General features: G+C 63.9%; 14 protein-coding genes. 9 read left to right on the top strand and 5 right to left on the bottom strand.

Annotated elements, in window-relative coordinates; translation table 11 throughout:
- Positions 1-70: 70 nt before the first annotated feature.
- Both B3M53_RS14580 and folP read left to right on the top strand, forming a co-directional pair.
- The gene (locus B3M53_RS14580; protein WP_273020046.1) at positions 71-1,003 is read left to right on the top strand and encodes a LysR family transcriptional regulator; all 933 of its coding nucleotides are present in this window, start codon (positions 71-73) and stop codon (positions 1,001-1,003) included.
- Positions 997-1,836, top strand: a complete 840-nt coding sequence (gene folP / locus B3M53_RS14575; RefSeq protein ID WP_273020044.1) for a dihydropteroate synthase — start codon at positions 997-999, stop codon at positions 1,834-1,836. Before B3M53_RS14580 ends, folP begins: the two co-directional genes overlap by 7 nt.
- On the opposite strand, the gene B3M53_RS14570 is transcribed toward folP, so the two are convergent.
- The 3 genes from B3M53_RS14570 to B3M53_RS14560 form a co-directional block, all read right to left on the bottom strand.
- Positions 1,833-2,453: an ankyrin repeat domain-containing protein gene (locus B3M53_RS14570; protein WP_273020042.1), complete on the bottom strand. Its 621-nt coding sequence runs from the start codon at positions 2,451-2,453 to the stop codon at positions 1,833-1,835. The two genes, folP and B3M53_RS14570, sit on opposite strands and share 4 nt — an antisense overlap.
- 60 nt (positions 2,454-2,513) lie before the next feature.
- Positions 2,514-4,493 carry a DEAD/DEAH box helicase gene (locus tag B3M53_RS14565; RefSeq protein ID WP_273020040.1) on the bottom strand — a complete coding sequence of 660 codons (1,980 nt, stop codon included), beginning with the start codon at positions 4,491-4,493 and terminating at the stop codon, positions 2,514-2,516.
- A 166-nt stretch (positions 4,494-4,659) separates the two neighbouring features.
- A complete protein-coding gene (locus tag B3M53_RS14560) occupies positions 4,660-6,456 on the bottom strand; it encodes an ABC transporter ATP-binding protein (protein WP_273020038.1) in 1,797 nt (598 codons plus the stop codon).
- Between the two features lie 388 nt (positions 6,457-6,844).
- Between B3M53_RS14560 and thiD the strand changes: the two genes are divergently transcribed.
- Positions 6,845-7,723 carry a bifunctional hydroxymethylpyrimidine kinase/phosphomethylpyrimidine kinase gene (gene thiD, locus B3M53_RS14555; RefSeq protein WP_273020037.1) on the top strand — a complete coding sequence of 293 codons (879 nt, stop codon included), beginning with the start codon at positions 6,845-6,847 and terminating at the stop codon, positions 7,721-7,723.
- Here the strand turns inward: thiD and B3M53_RS14550 are convergent.
- Complete coding sequence (locus B3M53_RS14550; protein WP_273020035.1) at positions 7,720-8,619, bottom strand: DMT family transporter; 900 nt, start codon at positions 8,617-8,619, stop codon at positions 7,720-7,722. The two genes, thiD and B3M53_RS14550, sit on opposite strands and share 4 nt — an antisense overlap.
- Complete coding sequence (locus B3M53_RS14545; protein ID WP_273020033.1) at positions 8,616-9,749, bottom strand: aminotransferase class V-fold PLP-dependent enzyme; 1,134 nt, start codon at positions 9,747-9,749, stop codon at positions 8,616-8,618. Before B3M53_RS14545 ends, B3M53_RS14550 begins: the two co-directional genes overlap by 4 nt.
- Before the next feature lie 130 nt (positions 9,750-9,879).
- Here B3M53_RS14545 and B3M53_RS14540 point away from each other — a divergent pair, with 130 nt between their 5' ends.
- The 6 genes from B3M53_RS14540 to B3M53_RS14515 form a co-directional block, all read left to right on the top strand.
- Entirely contained in the window at positions 9,880-11,046 is a 1,167-nt protein-coding gene (locus B3M53_RS14540) for a phosphoserine transaminase (protein WP_022700380.1), read from the top strand.
- A gap of 94 nt (positions 11,047-11,140) precedes the next feature.
- Positions 11,141-12,430, top strand: a complete 1,290-nt coding sequence (locus tag B3M53_RS14535; protein ID WP_273020030.1) for an adenylosuccinate synthase — start codon at positions 11,141-11,143, stop codon at positions 12,428-12,430.
- Between the two features lie 196 nt (positions 12,431-12,626).
- Positions 12,627-13,118 (top strand): DUF892 family protein, encoded by a 492-nt coding sequence (locus B3M53_RS14530; RefSeq protein ID WP_160092567.1) that lies wholly within the window; start codon positions 12,627-12,629, stop codon positions 13,116-13,118.
- 49 nt (positions 13,119-13,167) lie between these two features.
- Positions 13,168-13,599, top strand: coding sequence for a PA2169 family four-helix-bundle protein (locus B3M53_RS14525; protein ID WP_273020028.1), 432 nt, complete (start codon positions 13,168-13,170; stop codon positions 13,597-13,599).
- A gap of 144 nt (positions 13,600-13,743) precedes the next feature.
- Positions 13,744-14,499: a helix-turn-helix domain-containing protein gene (locus B3M53_RS14520; protein ID WP_273020026.1), complete on the top strand. Its 756-nt coding sequence runs from the start codon at positions 13,744-13,746 to the stop codon at positions 14,497-14,499.
- A 93-nt stretch (positions 14,500-14,592) separates the two neighbouring features.
- A partial coding sequence (locus B3M53_RS14515) for a serine hydrolase (protein WP_286800857.1) occupies positions 14,593-14,935 on the top strand: 343 nt, incomplete at its 3' end.

Raw genomic sequence — 14,935 nt, 5'->3', positions numbered from 1 at the left:
TGAAACAAATATGACGCGCTGCAGCATATGTGCAATTGACTGAAACTGCATAATTGGTATTCATAGTTGAATGGATAACTGGTCAGACTATTATCTCGCCCTCTCCGTTTTTGAAGCGGGGAGCCATGCCGCCGCCGGTCGTGTGCTGGGGCTCAGCCAACCCACGGTCAGTCGCCGGATGCGGGCGCTGGAAACCCATCTGGGCGGCGCCTTGTTCGAACGCCGGGGCGACCTTCTGACGCCGACCTCGCTGGGGCGATCAGTGCTCGATCACGCGCGCAACATGCAAGACGAGGCCGCCGCGATCGAGCGTGCCGCGCGCAGCGGGAATGAGCGGATCGAGGGGCGGGTGACCGTGGCCGCCAGCGACGGCGTCGGCGCAGACTGGCTGCCAGGCGCGCTGACGCCCTTGCTCCAGGCGCACCCGGACCTGTCCGTCGAACTCAAGATCGGGTTCGAACCGGCCAATCTGGCAGGCGGCGACGCCGATATCGCCTTGCGTTGGGGTCAGCCCGGGCCGCAGCATAGCCTGCTCGCCCGCCGCGCGGCGGAGGTGGGTAGCGGCATGTACGCCTCTGAATGCTATCTCGAACGTCATGGCGCGCCGCAAACGCTCGATGATGTCGCTGACCATGTGGCGGTGGGCTGGGCGGCGCCGATCGCCTTTCAATGGCCGCGGACGCCCATTGGCGACGAGCTCAAACCCCGACGGGACGTCATGGTCGCGACCCATCCCAGCGCCCATCTGGAGGGGTTGCGCAATGGTCTGGGTCTCGGTGTGACCTCGCACAGACTGGCGCGGGTCAGCCCTGGGCTTGTGCGCATCCTGCCCGATTTCGAGGTTTTGCTGGATTTGTGGCTGGTGGCCCATGGCGCGGTGCGGCGCTCGCGCGCACAAGCCACGGTGCTCGATCATATCGCTGAAGCCCTGCGCGCAGACCGTGAGCATTTCCGCCATGGCGAACTGTCGCGGTATTCCAAGGCGTCGAGCCGTCCATGCTAGCCTTCCCGATCCGCTCGCACAGCGATGGTCGGCCGCAGGTCATGGGCATCGTCAATGTAACGCCTGACAGCTTTTCAGACGGTGGGCGGCACGCCAGCACGCAGGCGGCCCGCGATCATGGGCTGGCTTTGCTGGATGCGGGCGCAGATTGCCTCGATGTCGGTGGGGAGAGCACCCGTCCGGGCGCCGAACCCGTCTCTGAAAGCGAAGAGCTGGACCGTGTCGCGCCGGTGATCGAGGCGATTCTTGAAGAACGCCCGGACACGCCGATCTCGATTGATACGATGAAGCCGGGGGTCGCGCGCGCCGCTGTGCATGCCGGGGCCAGCCTGTGGAATGACGTCAACGCCCTGCGCGCGGATACGGCGCCGGAAACCGCCATGGAGCTGGGGGTGCCGGTCTGCCTGATGCATATGCAGGGCGAACCGCGCACCATGCAGGCTGCGCCGCACTATGACGACGTGGTCAACGACGTGGCGCGCTATCTGGGCCAGCGCGCCGGCGTTTTGCTCGCCACCGGCTTTGACCGCGATCTGATCGTGCTCGATCCCGGCATCGGCTTCGGCAAAACGCTGGAGCATAATCTCCAGCTCATGGCCTCGCTCGAGCATTTCGTCTCGCTGGGCCTGCCGGTTCTGTTCGGCGCCTCACGCAAGCGCTTCATCCAGGCGATTGACGACACGGCGGACGATGCAATGGATCGGCTGGGCGGCTCACTCGCCGTCGCGCTGCACGCCGCACGGGCCGGTTGCGCCATCGTGCGGGTCCATGACGTGCGCGAGACGGTTCAGGCCCTCAAGGTGCAGGCGGCGGTTCTGAACGCCGGGGCCTAAGCCCAGCCCAAAGCCAGACGCAGCGCCTTGTCGCCCATGATCTGTTCGCTGTGCCGCCAGTCCGTGTCCGGCTGCAGGCCCGCTTCAACCAGCAGCGCTGCGCAGGCGATATGCTCGCCGCGGGCGCCGCGGGGTGGCTCCAGCCAGCCTTGCACAGCCCATCCCAGCGGGGTGGCGCTGTACTGGGCGTCGCGCAGATAGATATAGACGCCATGATCCATCAGGCGTTTCACAAGGTCGGCCATGCCCATGATCGCGGCCCAATGCAGGGCGGTGGCGCCGAACAGGCCGCGCGGATCGGGATTGGCGCCCTTGTCGAGCAGGCGATGGGCGATGGACGGGCAGGACAGGCTGATGGCGCTGATCAGCAGAGTGTCGCCATTACCCGGATGAACAGCATCCAGATCCGCGCCCGCCGAGATCAAGGCGTTGGCGAAGGCCAACCCTTGCGGTTCGGTCAGACGGCCGTCAAACACCCGATCACAAATGGCATGAAGCGGGTGAGGCGTCTGATCGCCATCCTTGACCGGTGCGTTGGTCAAATGCGGCAAGCGCCCGAGCAAATGGCTCAGGGCGATTGCGTCTTGGGTTTCAAGGCATTCAATCAGGCTCGACATGGATCAAGCCTGCCGCACGGCGGCAGGCTTGTCCTGTCCATAGCGTGACCGCTTGGTAAGCTAGCTGTCAGTTTTGCGCTTGATGCGCTTCAGCGGGCGATCGCCGCCCTCAGCTTTCTTGAACGCCGGCTTGGCGCCTTCGGCCTTCTTGAAGCCGGGCTTGGCGCCGGGGCCTTTCTTGAAGCCGCCGGGTTTGGCCGCATAGGGCTTGTCGCCATCGCGTTTCTTGAACGGCGGCTTGCCTTTCGGCGCCCAGTCGCGCTTGGGGCGGGTGTCTTCAGCGGAGCCGCCGAAGAAATCATCGTCATCATGACGCTTGGCGGCGCGTTCGTTCTTGCCAGGACGCGGCGCGCGCTTGGGCTTGCTGCGGTCACGATCGCCGCCGCGCGGGCCTTTGTTGAAGTCCGGCGCAGCTGTTTCAAACGGTTCGTCGCCCGCCAGTGAGACCCGCACATTCTTGTCGGTTTCTCGCGGCTGGTTCATCGCCTGCTTGAAGCCTTCGATCTTGTCTTCGGCGATCTGGAACCGGGTCGCAGAATCGCCAATCTTGATGGCGCCGATATCATTGCCCGCGACGCCGCCAACACGGCAGATCAGCGGCAAAAGCCAACGCGGTTCGGCGCGCTGCTTGCGGCCCAGATCAATCTCGAACCACTGGCCGTCGTCAAAGTCTTCGCGGCCACGGCGCGGACCCCGATCGGCGCGCTCTTCGCGCGGACGATCGGCTGGCGTTCCGGACAGCTCTTCCGGCGCCGGCATGCGGCGTTCAAGCTCGGCCAGGAAGCCGGCGGCCAGTTTTTCAGCGCCAAACTGTTCGATCAGGGCGCGGATTTCATCCAGCCGCTCCTCGTCGACGTCATTGGCCAGCGCCGGATGTTCGGCCAGGCGTTCGCGGTCTTTCTCGCGGACATCGTCCGCGTCCGGCGCGTCCACCCATTGCGCTTCAACCTTGGCGTCGCGCAGCAGGCGGATGATCCGGCCCTTGCGGGAGCTGGCGACCACGAACACGCTGGTGCCTTTCGAGCCTGCACGACCGGTTCGGCCAGAGCGGTGCAGAAGGCTTTCCGCATTGGTCGGCGGCTCGGCGTGAACCACCAGGTCAAGACCCGGCAGGTCGATGCCGCGCGCGGCCACATCGGTGGCGACGCAGACATTCGCCCGGCCGTCGCGCAGCGCTTGCAGCGCCTTGGTGCGTTCGGCCTGGGTCAGCTCGCCCGACAGCGCCACAGCGTGGAAGCCGCGATTGTGCAGCTTGGCGGCCAGACGATTCACTTCATCGCGGCGGGCGCAGAACACCAGAGCGCGCGGCGCTGCGTGGTAACGCAGCACGTTGATGACGGCGTTCTCGCGGTCATGGCCAGACACCGTGTGCGCCACATAGCTGATGTCGGCGTGCTGGCCGGTGGCGCTGAGCTTGGAGATGCGCAGGGCGTCGCGCTGATAGGTCTCGGCGATGCGGGCGATCTCTTTGGAGACCGTGGCCGAGAACAACAGGGTGCGGCGCTCTTCGGGCGCAGAGCCGAGGATGAATTCAAGGTCCTCGCGGAACCCGAAATCGAGCATTTCGTCGGCTTCATCCAGCGCGATGGCGCGGATATTGGACAGATCCAGCGCCTTGCGCTCGATATGGTCGCGCAGACGACCCGGCGTGCCCACGACGATATGGGCGCCGCGATCGAGAACCCGGCGCTCGGTGCGAGCGTCAAGGCCGCCCACGGCGCTGGCGAGACGAGCGCCGGCGTTGGCGTACAGCCAGTCGAGTTCGCGCTGAACCTGCAAGGCGAGTTCGCGGGTCGGGGCGATGATCAGAGCCAGCGGCGCGCCCGCTTGCGGCAGGCGGTCTTCGCCGGCCAGCAGGGTCTCGGCCATGGCCAGACCAAAGGCGACGGTCTTGCCCGAGCCGGTCTGGGCGGAGACCAGAAGGTCACGGCCCACAGCCTCGTCGGTCAGAACCGCGGACTGGACTTCGGTCAGGGCGTCATAGCCCTTCGTCTCCAGCGCTGAGACCAGCGCTGAAGGAATGGTGGTGGGGAACTTCATATGTACCTCGCAAAGGACGTGCGCCTCACAATCCCTTGCTTGAGGCCAGCCCTGAAAACCTGATCGCGCGGAGTGCCCCGGCGCGACTGAGCGGCGGCTGATAGCAGGCCTCGCACCGAAAAGATACGAAAAACCTGCATCAGCCCCGAAATGGCCTTGATTGGGCCTAGCCCTCCGCCAGCGCTGCGAGGCGCGCATAAACGCCTTCGCCCTGGGCGGCCAGCTCGTCATGCGTGCCCTGTTCGACCACCCGGCCCTTGTCAAAAACCAGGATGCGGTCCGCATCCCGAATGGTCGACAGCCGGTGGGCGATGACGATGGCGGTCTTGCCTTGGGTCACATCCGCCATCGCCTCTTGAACGTCGCGTTCGGTCTCGTTGTCGAGCGCGCTGGTGGCCTCGTCAAAGATCAGGATCGGCGCATCCGCCAGCACGGCGCGGGCGATGGCGATGCGCTGGCGTTCGCCGCCCGACAGCTTCACCCCCCGCTCGCCCACCAGCGTGTCATAGCCTTTGGGCAAGGTGACGATGAAGTCGTGGGCGCGGGCGCGTTTCGCGGCCTCCACGATTTGCTCATCGGTCGCGTCCGGGCAGGCATAGGCGATGTTCTCCGCAATGGTGCGGTGAAACAGGGCCGGGTCCTGAGGCACCAGCGCGATGGAGCGGCGCAGGCTCGACTGGGTGATGGTGCGCACGTCCTGGCCATCAATGACGATGGCGCCGGCATCCACATCGTGAAAGCGCTGGACCAGCTTGACGAAAGTGGACTTGCCCGACCCGGTCGGGCCGACCAGCGCCACGCGCTCGCCCGCCGGAATGGTCAGGGAGAAATCTTCGTAAAGCGGCGTGTCCTGGCCCTGATAGGTGAAGCGCACATCCTTGAAGACCACTTCGCCGCGTCCCGGTTTGAACGCGGGCGCGCCGGGCAGATCTGCGATCTGGGCGTCGGTCCGGGCGAAGGCGGCCAGGTCCTGGATCTCGTCCAGACCGCGCTGGACGTTCTGCACTTCCTCGCCGAACCGGCGCATATAGCCCGCCATCATCAAGAAGGCGGTGATGCCGAACACCACGTCGCCCGCGGTCGCCTCGCCTTGCGTCCACAGCTGCAGCAACAGGCCCGCCAGGCCCGCCTGCAGCATGATGACGGCAGTCATCTGGATCAGCCAGGCGTTGGTGAAACGAAGCCAGGTCTTTTTCGCCGCAGCGCGCCAGCCCCAGGCCAGGGTATGAAACCGGCTGTCTTCACGCGCTTCCGCGCCGAAGCTTTTGACCGTGGCGACGCCGGAGATCACGTCCGCGATCGCGCCGCCGAGCTCTGAATCCTTGGCGTTCGAGATAACGTTCTGCGGGCGGATATAATAAGTGGACACCAGCACCGTCAGCACGATGAAGGTGAAGGTCACCGCCAGTGCATACAGGCCCACGATCGGCCAGTGAATGAGCATGTACACGCCCAGCGCCACCATCACTCCGATCGACGGGATCATCGAGAACCACAACGTGGCGGTGATGGTGTCATACGCCCACATGCCGCGGGTGATCTTGCGCACCACCGCGCCGGCGAAGGCGTTCGCGTGCCAGTCCGCGCTGAAGCGCTGGACCTTGGCGAAGGCTTCAGAGGTCATGTCCGCCATGTTGGCGCTGGAGAACGGGATCTCACACCGCACCATGATCTGCCGGGCGGCGTTCACCAGAATGGCGAGCCCCACAAACACGATCAACGCGGTCCAGTGGCTGTCGCCTGACGGGTCCGCGTTGGCGCTGCTGATGGAATCAATCAGCTGGCCGGCGGCCACGGGAATAAAGACGTCCGCCAAAGTGGCGAGCGCCGAGAAGCCCACCACCAGGCTGAACAGCCAGGGACGGCGCGCCCATTGCCGGGCGACAAAACGGAGCACGTCAAAATTGGACAACACCCGCGCGCTGGGGGTGTTCTCGTCTTCAAAATCGTTGAAATCGGTCATCTCGGTCCTGCGTACGTGCGGGGCGTCATCAGCCGGACTCCGGCGACGGGCGACACGCATGATCTGTAAGGCTGCGGTACAGGCGAGGGATTTAGCGTTCGGGCCAGACGCGATGCGCGCCGTGGTCCACATTTGCTGCGACGCTCACCGCCTGGATTTCACCAGGCCGCCGCTGCTCTCAAGATCGTGGCACGGATCCGAATACTCCTTCTGGACAGACAGGCTCTGTCGGGTAAGCGGGTCTTAGATCAGCCCGAGGATGGAGACCAGAGAGAACTTGGGTATCCGTTGCGAATAAGCGTCAGTGTGTCTGTCTGGACACAGCCTCCCGACTTGCACGAGCTGGCTGCACAGACTAGCTCACACGTGACATTGAGGGAGCACAGCCATGACCGACGAGACCGACATCGCAGAGGGCGAGTTTGAGAACCCGAAGGGCCGGGTCCTGATCGTTGCCGGGTCTGACAGCTCGGGCGGCGCCGGTGTTCAGGCCGACATCAAGACGGTGACGGCGCTGGGCGGCTACGCCTCGACAGCGATTACTGCGGTGACGGTTCAGAACACCAAGGGCGTATCGGGCGTGCATCCCATTCCTGATGATGTGATCGCCGCTCAGATCAATGCGGTGCTGTCTGATATCGGCACGGACGCGATCAAGACCGGCATGCTTGGATCTGTCAGCACGATTGAAGCCGTCGTCAAGGCGCTGGATGACGAGGGCACGGTCGGTCTACCGCTGATCGTCGATCCGGTCATGGTGGCGAGCTCGGGCGATTCCCTGGTCAGTGAAGACACCGCGGAGGCCATCCGCACGATTTTGCTGCCGCGCGCCAGCCTGATCACGCCCAATGCGCCTGAAGCCGCCGTTCTGGCGGGCGGCACGATTGAAAACATGGATGATCAGCGCGCCGCCGCCGACGAATTGCTGGAGATGGGCGCCAAGGCGGTGCTGGTCAAAGGCGGTCATCTGGAAGGCTCTCAGATCATTGATCTTCTGGCGACGCGCAATGGCGTGCGCCTGTTCACGCGCCCGCGCATTCATACGCGGCACACCCATGGCACGGGCTGCACGTTGGCGAGCGCGATCGCCGCGCTGATGGCGCAGGGCCAAGGCCTTGACCGCGCCGTCGAGATGGCGGGCGATTATCTGTATGAAGCGATCCGCCGCGCGCCCAAGTTTGGCGAGGGACATGGCCCGGTCCAGCATGGCTGGACGGTCAATGCCTCAGAATTCGCTCACGCGCCGGTGCGCGGGGATCTCGACTAGGGCGCGGCTTTGGGTTTGCGCCGGGCGACATAGACGCCCAAGAGAATGACGCCGAGCGCGATCATCGTGGTCAGGGTCATGGGTTCGCCGCGCAGGAGCCCGATCACCGCGGCGACCACCGGGACCATGTAATTGATCAGCGCCACAAACGACGCGCCCACCTTTCGCGCCACGCCCATATAGACGATGGTCGCGAGCGCGGTCGGCAACAACCCGAGCGCCAGCACCGCCATCATGGATGGCAGGCTCGGCGTGATGGGGGCCCCGGCGAAGATGTCGTAAAGCGCCACCGGCAGGCTCAACAAAGCCGCGCAGATCATCGACCCCGCCGCGATGACGCTGGGCGGGGTTTCGGGTGAGGCCTGATAGGTCACCGCATTGGCGGCATAGCTCAAGGTCGCGATGAAGATAAGGAGCTGGGCGAGAAAGTCCGCCTCCAGCATGCCCTTCAGCGCCGCAGGCCCCATCAGGATCACGATGCCGGAAAACCCGATCAGGAATCCCGAGGCTTTCCGGAGACTCAGGCGTTCATTGGGCAGGATGAAATGCGCCGCCGCGATCACGGTCAGCGGCATCATGCCCATCAGAATGCCCGCAATCCCGGACGGCACCGTCTTCTGACCAATGGCGATCAGGGTGAAGGGCAGGGCGTTGCCGAGGAACCCGAGCGCCAGGAACCAGAGCCAGCGCACGTCGCGCAGCGGCGGAAAGCGGCGACGGCGATAAAACGCCCAGCCTGTCAGGATGACGGCGGCGAGGCTCAATCGTCCCAGCACGATGATCGAAGGCGGCAGGGTGTCGACAGCGATCGCGATGAAGGCGAACGCGCTGCCCCAGACAAGCGCCAGAAGGCCGAGCGCGCCCCAGCCTTTCGCTCCCGGACTGTCCGGCGTCATCCCAGTATGGCTTTCAAGGCGGAGACGAGGCGGCCTACATCCTCTTCGGTGTTATAGATATGGGCGCTGATCCGCAGGCGCGGGCCGCGTTGGGAGGCGTGAATATCCTGCTCTCGCAGCCGCGCGGCGATGTCAGCGGGTGCGTTGTCGGGAAGGCTCAGCGACAGGTAGTGCGCGGCCTGATCAGGAATATCAGCCAGCAGGCCCAGCGGCGCTACACCCTCTTTGATCATCGTGCTTGTCGCCGCGCATTGGCGTGCGATGTCAGTGACTCCAAGCCCGTTGATCAGTTTGAGGCTTTCAAGCGCGGCGGGCAGCAATTGGTGGTTGGAGCGTTCGCCCATGTCAAACCGCCGTGCGCCCGCATCATAGCTGTCGCGATAATCGGTCAGCCGGGTGAAGTCCCGGGCGTCGCTGCGATTGATCCAGTTTTGCTCAAGCGGAACGCCCGATTGGTGGCGCGACGCCACATACAGATACCCGGTCGCATAAGGGCTGAGCAGCCATTTATAGGCGGCGGCGACGGCGAAATCAGGATCGACGGCTTTGACGTCAAACTCCATCACGCCCAGCGACTGGGTGAGGTCGAGCACCAGCGCCGCGCCCTGCGCCTTGGCGGCGTTTGACACGGCTTCAAGATCAATCCGGCCGCCATCAATCCAGTGCAACGCCCCGCAGGCTACAAGACGCGTGCGCGACGAGATCATAGCGATCAGCGCCTGGGTCCAGGTCCCGGTCTCGGTGCGTTTGGCGGTTTTAATGACTGCGCCGGTCTGCTGCGCCAGCGCGCGCCAGGTGTAGACATTGGAGGGAAATTGCCCGTCCAGAATGACGATCTCATCGCCCGATTTGAGGTCAAGATTGCGCGCCGCGGTCGCCAGGCCATAGGAGGCGGCGGGGACCAGGGCGATGTCGTCGGCGGTCGCGTTGAACAGCCGGGCGGCTTCGCCCCTGACGCTTTCCGGCAGATCGAAGAACAGCTGGTTCGTGGTGTGCGCCCAGGGGCGCAGCTTGTCGCGGAAGGCAGCCTGCCCGGCTTCCGCCGCGCGGATCGGCAAGGGCCCGACCTGAGCGGCGTTGAAGTAAGCGGTTTCAGCGGGCAGATCGAAGAGGGCGCGATAATCGGTCATGGCATTTGCGCTACGGCGTGTACGGAACATGGTCAAGTCAGGATTTTTCCTCGCCTTGCGCAATTGACCGCATGTGCAGCACGGCCTACCGGTGGAGCCCTGTCGATAACAAAGCTGAGGTCATCGTATCATGACGGTTCTCAAACCCACCAGCCGCCCCAATGACGCCCGCTTCTCTTGCGGGCCTACCAAGAAGCGTCCGGGTTGGGAATTGTCTGCGCTCGCCGCCGCGCCGCTGGGCCGAACCCATCGCGGCGGCACGCCGAAAGCGCGCCTGGCCGAAGCCATTGAGCGCACCGGCGCGATCCTGGAAATCCCTGACGATTACAAAGTGATCATCACGCCGGCGTCTGACACCGGCGCGATGGAAGGCGCCATGTGGTCCATGCTGGGCGCGCGCGGCGTGGACGTGCTGGCGTGCGACGAGTTTGGCGGCCGCTGGTTGATCGACGCGCGTGACGAGCTCAAGCCTGAGGGCCTGACCATCCATCACGCGCCCTATGGCCAGGCGCCGGATTATTCCAAGGTCGATTTCAACAACGACGTGGTCTTCACCTGGAACGCTACGGCGGCGGGTGTGCGCGTCACCGATGGCGACTGGATTGCGGACGACCGCGAGGGTCTGACCATCTGCGACGCCACGTCAGCCGCCTTCGCCATGGACATGCCCTGGGACAAGCTGGATGTGACCACGTTCAGCTGGCAAAAATGCATGGGCGGCGAAGCCCAGCACGGCATAGCCATCTTCAGCCCCCGTGCGCGTCAGCGCCTGCGTGAGTTCCGCCCGAGCTGGCCGGTGCCGCGCCTTCTGCAATTGTTTGAAGCGGGTGAGGAAACGGCGGCGATCTACGAAGGCTCCACCATCAATACGCCGTCGCTTCTGTGCACCGAGGATTATCTCGATGCGCTGAAATGGGCGGCGAAAGAGGGCGGCGTGTCCGCGCTGATCGCTCGGACCCAGGCCAATTTCGATGCTTTGGCGTCCTGGGTGGAAAAGACCGACTGGATCGAGTTTCTGGCTCAGGATCCGGCCACCCGCTCGCAAACCTCTGTGACGCTGAAATTCTCCGGCAAGGAGCTGGAGGGTAAGTCCGAGGCGGAACGCTGGGCGGTGTCGCGCCGCATGGGCGTGTTGCTGGACCGCGAAGAAGCGGCGTTTGACGTGATTCCCCACCCGAAGGCGCCCGCTGGCTTGCGCATCTGGTGCGGCCCGACGGTGGACGCAGACGATCTCGTGGCGCTCGGCCCCTGGCTGGACTGGGCGTATCACGAAGCGCTTGCGAACCCCGCCGATTAGGCGTCCTCAAAAGGCTTTGCCAGCGCGCTTCTTGCCCCTGGGCTGAGAAGCGCGTAAGCCACCCCCGGTTTTTCCGCGATACGGAGTATGCGCGATGTCCAATGTTGTGGTTGTCGGCGCCCAGTGGGGCGATGAGGGCAAAGGCAAGATTGTCGACTGGCTGTCTCATCGCGCCGACGTGGTCGTGCGCTTTCAGGGTGGTCACAATGCCGGTCACACGCTGGTTGTGGACGGGGTGACCTACAAGCTGTCGCTGATGCCGTCGGGCGTGGTGCAGAAAAAGCTGTCCCTCATCGGCAATGGCGTAGTCGTCGACCCTTGGGCCTTCATCTCCGAGATCGAGAAAGTGCGCGAGCAGGGCGTGGATATCAGCCCCAAGCTGGTGCGCGTGGCGGAAACCGCCACCTTGATCCTGCCGGTCCATCGCGAACTCGACGCCCTGCGCGAGAACCGCGATGACGGCATGAAGATCGGCACCACCCGCCGCGGCATCGGCCCGGCCTATGAAGACAAGGTGGGACGCCGCTCCGTCCGGGTCATTGACCTCGCCGATGAAACCCAGTTGCGCCGCCGCGTCTCCGAGCTCTTGCATCACCATAACGCCCTGCGCCGCGGCATGGGCGTGGAAGAGGCGGATGAAGACGCGCTGGTCGCAGAGCTGCTGGATATCGCGCCGAAAATCCTGCCCTATGCGGACCCTGTCTGGCGCACGCTCGACCGGGCTATCGCAGACGACAAGAAAATCCTGTTTGAAGGCGCCCAGGGCGCGTTTCTGGACGTGGATCACGGCACCTATCCCTACGTCACCAGCTCCAACACCGTCGCGGGTCAGGCCTCCGCCGGATCAGGCGTGGGGCCGGGCAAGGTCGGCTATGTGCTGGGCATTGTGAAAGCCTATACCACGCGGGTCGGCGAAGGCCCGTTCCCCACCGAGCTGACCGACGAGATCGGCCAGAAGATCGGCGAGCGCGGGCGTGAGTTCGGCACCGTCACCTCCCGCCAGCGCCGCTGCGGCTGGTTTGACGCCGTGCTGGTGCGCCAAAGCTGCAAGATCAACGGCATCAATGGCGTGGCGCTGACCAAGCTTGATGTGCTGGACGGCTTTGACGAGCTGAAAGTGTGCATCGGCTACAAGTTCAACGGCGAGATGTATGACCGTCTGCCCGCTGGCACGGGCGCCCAGGCGGGCGTCGAACCGGTTTATGAAACCTTTGAAGGCTGGGAGGGGTCAACCGCAGGCGCCCGCTCCTGGGCGGACCTGCCGGCTCAGGCCGTGAAATATGTGCGCCGCATTGAAGAGCTGATCGAGACGCCGGTGGCGCTCTTGTCCACCAGCCCCGAGCGCGACGACACCATCCTGATGCAGGATCCGTTCAAGTCCTGACCGGGCCGACCCGGTCCTATCATCTGAAAAAGGGCGGTCCGGACGGGCCGCCCTTTTGTCTGGGCGCTGCACCCAATTTGGAACGCGAGCCCTGACCAGGCGTTGAGTCAGGACGAACGCCCGAACACGCGCCCTGTGGCGCCGCCCCCCGGATGACGCGGGCCGTGTTCAGAACTCCAATGAAGGAGACTTGACCATGGACACCTTGAAAGATCTCTATATCGACCAGCTGCAAGACCTGTACAGCGCTGACAAGCAATCGCTGTCGGTGACGAAAGAGCTGTCCGAAGCGGCGACCAATCCCGATCTCAAGGCTGCGCTCAAACGCGGCGCCGAGGGTGTCAAAGAGGGCATGGCGACGATCCAGGCCTTGATTGAAACCCATGACGCCAATCCCAATGGCGAGCATTGCAAGGGTATGGAAGGCCTGGTGGCCGAAGCTCGCGCCCATGCGCTGGAGGAAGATTTCAGCGATGATGATGTCCGCGACGCGTCCATCATCTCCCAATATCAGCGCATGACCCATTACGCGCTTGCAGGCTATGGCGTCGTACGGGCTTTCGCTCAACGACAGGGCCTGAAATCAGACGTCGTCCGCATTCAGGAATGTCTGGATCAGACCTATGGCGGTGATCGCGAGATGACGCGCATTGCAGAAACCCAGGTGAACGCGGCTGCGCTGGGCTGACCGATCAGGCGTCCGACCTGATCGTCATTCAAACCAAGCGGAGATTCCCATGGGACACCAAACAGCTGCTGCCTTGAACAACATTCTGCCGATTCTCATCGACAGCCGACGCGGCTATGAAATGGCGTTGAACCTGGTTGAGGACGACTATGTCCACAAAGCCAAGTTCGCCAAGAAGCTCGCCGAGCGTCAGGCCATGATCCTCGAATATCAGGCCCATGTGCGCCTGCAAGGCGAAGAGCCCAAGGATGAAGGCGGCCCGCTGGGCAGCCTGCACCGGATGCTCACCGGGATGAGCGCCAATTTCGGCAGCGAAGAGAAAACCGCGCTCAAGGCCATTGATGATGGCGAGGCCTTTCTGGTTCAGGCCTGCGAGACCGAGCTTGAAAAAGACGATGTCGACGACATCGGCCGGGGTCTGCTGAAACAGGCCTTGAGCTCGGCGAAAAGCGGTGAAGCCTATGCTGACGAGAAAGTCTGAATGGGCGCCAACATACTGATGCATCCAGTCTGTTGATTGGCGGCATCTACTCAAAAGCCGGCGGGGCGTCCGCCGGCTTTTGTTGTTTTATGGACTGGCGCCGCATGATCGCGCGCACGCTCCATTTCACTATCAGGACAGCCGATGCTCCAGCCTCTCCAACCCAAACGCCGACCCTTGGCCCGGTTTGAAGGCGCTGAGGTGATTCTGAGCTATTACCCGTCGGGGCATTACATGGCCGCGCATGTGCATGAGTGCGACCAGCATTCCATGATCCTGTCCGGAGGGCTGTGTGAAGAGACGCCGTCTCACATTGCGCAACCCTCGGCGTCTCATGTGGGGTTCAAGGCGGCCGGTCATGAACATGAGAACCGCTATGGTTCGAACGGCGCGCTCTTGGTGGCGGTGAATACAGAGCCGTGTTCAAGCCCGGAGACGCTGTGGAGCTGGAGCCCGGCTGCTTGCGCAGCGGATGCAGCCCATCTTGTGCGGCTGATGGTGGAAGGCGTCGCGAACGATGATCAGGTGCTGATGGACCTTCTGGCGGTGCTCGGAGGCCCGGCTGAGCCGCCAATTTTGAAACCGCCGGCATGGTTGTCGCGCGTGCGCGAGGCGGTGCGGGACGATCCTGCCGAGATGAACGTTCAAGCGCTGGCGGATGAAGCCGGGGTCCATCGGGTGCATCTGTCGCGTAGCTATGCCCGGTTTTATGGCGCGCCGATCAGTCTGGATTGTCGCCGCATGCGGCTGAGCCAGGCGATCCGCAGTCTGCTGGAAGAGGGTGTGAGCGCCGCAGAGGCCGCCCAGATCGGCGGCTTTTCAGACCAGCCCCATCTGGCGCGCACCTTGCGGTCTGAGACCGGACTGACCGCGACTGCGCTCAAGGCGGCGTTCGCCTGATCTCGTGCTGCACAGGGTTACATGCGTACAAGACCGCATGTCTGCGCGGGGCTAGCTTGCCGGTAAAGTTTGCGGCCTTTGATGGAGATTTATATGCGTTTTTCAAACCTTGTCGCTGGCGCGGCGTTGGCTTTGCTATCACCCATGGTGTTCGCGCAAGCGCAAACCCCGGTAGCGGCGGCGGAGCGGATGCAGGACTTTCTGTTCGGGTTTGAGGATCTGGGTCCGGGCTACGCCGTGGTGGCCGTAACGGCCGATGACGTGTTGCTGCGCGAAGTCTGGGGGGAGCGCAGGGCGAGCACCGGCGCGCCGCTGACCGCGGACACGCCGATCTATGTCGCGTCCCAGACCAAGGCCTATATGGGGCTGCTGGCCGCTCAGCTGGATGCGCAAGGCGTTCTCAGCCTTGAGTCAACGCTGGCTGATCACTGGCCGG

The sequence above is a fragment of the Oceanicaulis sp. UBA2681 genome (genome assembly GCF_002354675.1).
In the GTDB taxonomy this organism is placed as follows: domain Bacteria; phylum Pseudomonadota; class Alphaproteobacteria; order Caulobacterales; family Maricaulaceae; genus Oceanicaulis; species Oceanicaulis alexandrii.
The sequence above is the reverse complement of the archived record's forward strand: the minus strand, read 5'-3'. Positions and strand labels throughout refer to the sequence as shown.